Genomic DNA, 3,695 nt, shown 5'->3' with positions numbered 1-3,695 from the left:
GTTGGTGCTAGTACTCTTAGTGTCTTAGTGTCTTGGTGGTTTCAGTCCGGATCTTTTTCACCACAAAGACACCAAGACACCAAGACAAACCTATCAAAATCAATTTGGTTGAGTACTAGCTGGGCTAAGGTTAGCAGTGGATCTTATCTGCACATTAATAAAAATGCGATCACTCATGGCTATAACTTGAAGTTTAAGACCTACCAAGTGCGATTAATGGTATAGCTGTCAAACACAGCATCTGCACTAACAATTGACACTTGCTCTACCATCGCTTGTGCAATCAGTAACCGATCAAATGGATCGCGATGATGAAAGGGTAATCTAGCAACAACAGCTAAATGTGCCATGCTGATTGGTAGGATCTCAAGGTCATTCAACGTTACCTGCTGAGGGATGAACTTGTCATACGGGTCAGGCAGAGTAAGCTTGCCGAGACTGGTTTTAATTGCTATCTCCCAGAGGCTGGCAGCACTTAATAATACATCAACCTCGGATTCAAGTAGAGCCTTGGCATCTGCACTCAATTGTGGGCTGTCATTAATGAACCAAAGAAAAGTGTGGGTATCAATTAGCAGTTTCATCCCATGTACTCAGCAAAATCTTCCATCGGCTGGTCAAAATCAGGTGATATCCAGATTAACCCTTTAGCACTGCCACTTTGACGACGTTTCTTAGCTTGAGTGAAACGCACCAGTTTTAGGATGGGTTGATTATTCTGCGTGATAATCACCTCGTCGCCGTTTAGTGCAGCTTGAAACAAGCCTTCCAATTGAATTTTTGCTTGCTCAATATCAATCTGTTGCATTGCTGCTCACTCCAAAATTATATGTGAGTCTAGCCTATCGCAATGAAGAACATTAGCAGTGGGTCTTGCGATCGCACATCTGCACCTCAATGAAAATGCGATCGCATTTATATATAACCATGAAATTGTTGCCAAACCAAGGGATAAAGCGGTCTAACTCACTTCATATGGATAGTTCACATGACCAACCCAAAATCCTGCAAGAATGCCATCATAGTTAAGGTGAACATACTGGAGATAAAGCCACGGTTTACGCACGTCCTTTAGCACGGTTAATTGAGCAACTGCAACGCTTACCGGGAGTTGGCCCGAAAACTGCCCAGAGACTAGCGCTGCATATTTTGAAGCGTCCAGAAGCAGAAGTAGAAGCTTTGGCACAAGCGCTGATAGAAGCCAAAAAACAAATAGGCTTGTGCAAAGAGTGTTTTCACCTTTCTGCGGAACCTGTATGTGAAATCTGCCGCAACCCCAGCCGTGATAACAATACTATTTGTATAGTGGCGGATTCTCGTGATGTCATCGCCTTGGAAAAAACCAAAGAGTACAAAGGCAAGTATCATGTTCTGGGTGGAGTGATTTCTCCGATAGATGGCATAGGCCCAGAACAGTTGACTATCCAAGCTTTGGTGCGGCGAGTGAGTCAGCAACAGCCCAAAGAAGTTATCTTGGCAATTAGTCCGAGTGTGGAAGGGGAGACGACAACACTTTATGTTGGTCAGCTACTAAAGCCATTTACGAAGGTGACGCGAATTGCCTTTGGTTTGCCTGTGGGTGGTGATTTAGAATACGCTGACGAGGTGACGCTGGCACGAGCTTTGGAAGGACGCCGAGAGTTGGATTAGGTTGTGGTCATTAGTCAATAGTCATGGTTAAGGACTGGGGACTAATGACTAAAATTATCTTTGTTACCAAATTTATACTGCGATCGCTAAGTAGGCGAACTTAATTAAACATAAAACCTATGGGGTGCGTTAGCTAGCGCTAACGCACCCTAGATTTTACGTTTTTTAAAAAAATAGAAAAATTAGCTGTTCATACAAAATATGCCATTAATAAAAAAATTGCGTAATTTAGGACTTTAAAACGGTAGTCATTATTAGACTCTTTTACTCTCAGCTTCTCAAAAGTGAATGCTGCTGACAATTTCAACTACATATCAACCTGCAACAGACCTAGGCTACCTACTGCATAAACACCCTGACCGTTGCCATTCCTTTTCTCTTTCCTTCGGACAGGCACATGTTTTTTATCCAGAAGCAAATACACAGCGCTGTACTGCGGCGCTGCTATTAGAAGTTGACCCGGTGAAATTGGTGCGGGGACGCGGTATAAAGATTGAGCAATATGTGAGCGATCGCCCTTATGTTGCTTCTTCATTTTTAAGTGTGGCGATCGCACAAGTATTCAGTACTGCTCTTTCGGGTCGTTGCCAAGATAGACCAGAACTAGCACAAACTCCTATACCCCTAGTAGCAAGAGTATCTGTAATACCTTGTCGGGGTGGCGAAGAGTTTTTGCGGCAACTGTTTGAACCTTTAGGCTACTCAGTCCGCGCTCAAGGTCATCTTCTTGATGAGAATTTTCCAGACTGGGGGCACAGTCAATACTATACAGTCGAATTACATCATACCCTGCGGCTTTCTGACTTGTTAAGCCATCTCTACGTACTTATACCAGTACTAGATGATGATAAACACTACTGGGTAGGTGACGAAGAAGTCGAAAAATTACTGCGTCGTGGTGAAGGTTGGCTCAATAAACATCCAGCCAGAGAACAAATTACCAAACGCTACCTCAAACGCCAAAGCCGCCTGACTCGTGTCGCTTTGGCACAACTCACAGAGGAGGACAATCTCGATCCGGATCGGGCACAAGAAAAACATGCTCAAGAAGAAGCGGCGGTAGAAAAGCCGCTTAGCCTTAACCAGCACAGGTTAAACGCCGTAGTCGTCGCTTTGAAGCACCGCGCAGCAAAGCGAGTAATTGATTTAGGCTGCGGTCAGGGCAATTTGCTGAAAATACTGCTTAAAGACAGTTTTTTTGAGCAAATTACGGGTGTTGATGTTTCTTATCACTCATTAGAGATAGCCAAAGAGAGATTAGATCGCCTGCGTTTACCTCGAAACCAATGGGATCGCCTGCAACTAATTCAAGGCGCACTCACTTATCAAGATAAACGTTTCAATGGCTATGATGCAGCTACCGTAATTGAAGTAATTGAGCATCTTGATTTGCCGCGCTTGGAGGCGTTTGAGCGCGTATTATTCGAGTTTGCCCGTCCTAAAAATGCGATTGTCACCACACCGAACATTGAGTATAACGTCAAGTTTGAGAATTTACCCGCTGGAAAACTGCGCCATAAAGACCACCGCTTTGAATGGACGCGCCAAGAATTTCAAACATGGGCAATACGAGTAGCACAACGCTTTGGTTATAGCGTGGAATTTCAATCTATAGGAGAAGAAGATCCAGAAGTTGGTTATCCAACACAGATGGGGATGTTCTATCAATTAGCAATTTAGTTTAGTTAATTTTATTGCTATTTTTCTTCAACAAACACAGATTAAGTGCATAAATCGGTTGCAATTACACCCATTCATAATTTAGAAGGTCAATTCTTGAAAAAATAACTGATTTGAAAGAGGTGGGAGGTAACGAATGCGTAGACAGAAAGTGGCTTTTTAAACAGTAGCCGCATATCGATTGGGACAGCTACTAACAACCAATGTAGAGACGTGCCATGGCACGTCTCTACAACCACTAACCCTTTGGGTACTCTACGAGAAGCCGCCCTGACGGGCGTCTACGCCAGTCGTACCCTTCGGGAAGCCGAGAAAGCGGGCGTCTACATGGGGGGAACCACGGCGCTCTATGTGCGGACGCAGGT

4 protein-coding genes are annotated in these 3,695 nt (G+C 44.1%); 2 read left to right on the top strand and 2 right to left on the bottom strand.

Annotation, left to right across the window (positions count from 1 at the left end; all coding sequences use genetic code 11):
- Positions 1 to 200: 200 nt before the first annotated feature.
- On the bottom strand, positions 201 to 584 hold the full coding sequence (locus HXY43_RS16510) for a type II toxin-antitoxin system VapC family toxin (RefSeq protein WP_290884795.1): 384 nt from the start codon (positions 582 to 584) through the stop codon (positions 201 to 203).
- Positions 581 to 808 carry a DUF2281 domain-containing protein gene (locus HXY43_RS16505; RefSeq protein ID WP_290884792.1) on the bottom strand — a complete coding sequence of 76 codons (228 nt, stop codon included), beginning with the start codon at positions 806 to 808 and terminating at the stop codon, positions 581 to 583. Before HXY43_RS16505 ends, HXY43_RS16510 begins: the two co-directional genes overlap by 4 nt.
- Before the next feature lie 284 nt (positions 809 to 1,092).
- Here HXY43_RS16505 and recR point away from each other — a divergent pair, with 284 nt between their 5' ends.
- Positions 1,093 to 1,650 (top strand): recombination mediator RecR, encoded by a 558-nt coding sequence (gene recR / locus HXY43_RS16500; protein WP_290884798.1) that lies wholly within the window; start codon positions 1,093 to 1,095, stop codon positions 1,648 to 1,650.
- 288 nt (positions 1,651 to 1,938) lie between these two features.
- The gene (locus HXY43_RS16495; protein ID WP_290884789.1) at positions 1,939 to 3,330 is read left to right on the top strand and encodes a 3' terminal RNA ribose 2'-O-methyltransferase Hen1; all 1,392 of its coding nucleotides are present in this window, start codon (positions 1,939 to 1,941) and stop codon (positions 3,328 to 3,330) included.
- Positions 3,331 to 3,695: the final 365 nt, after the last annotated feature.

The organism is Fischerella sp., assembly GCF_013388695.1.
Classification (GTDB): domain Bacteria; phylum Cyanobacteriota; class Cyanobacteriia; order Cyanobacteriales; family Nostocaceae; genus PCC9605.
This window is presented reverse-complemented; position numbering and strand designations above follow the sequence as displayed.

Coding starts and splice junctions, on each gene's coding strand:
- HXY43_RS16505 (WP_290884792.1), bottom strand. CDS start 808: ATGCAACAGATTGATATTGAGCAAGCAAAAATTCAATTGGAAGGCTTG.
- HXY43_RS16510 (WP_290884795.1), bottom strand. CDS start 584: ATGAAACTGCTAATTGATACCCACACTTTTCTTTGGTTCATTAATGAC.
- HXY43_RS16495 (WP_290884789.1), top strand. CDS start 1,939: ATGCTGCTGACAATTTCAACTACATATCAACCTGCAACAGACCTAGGC.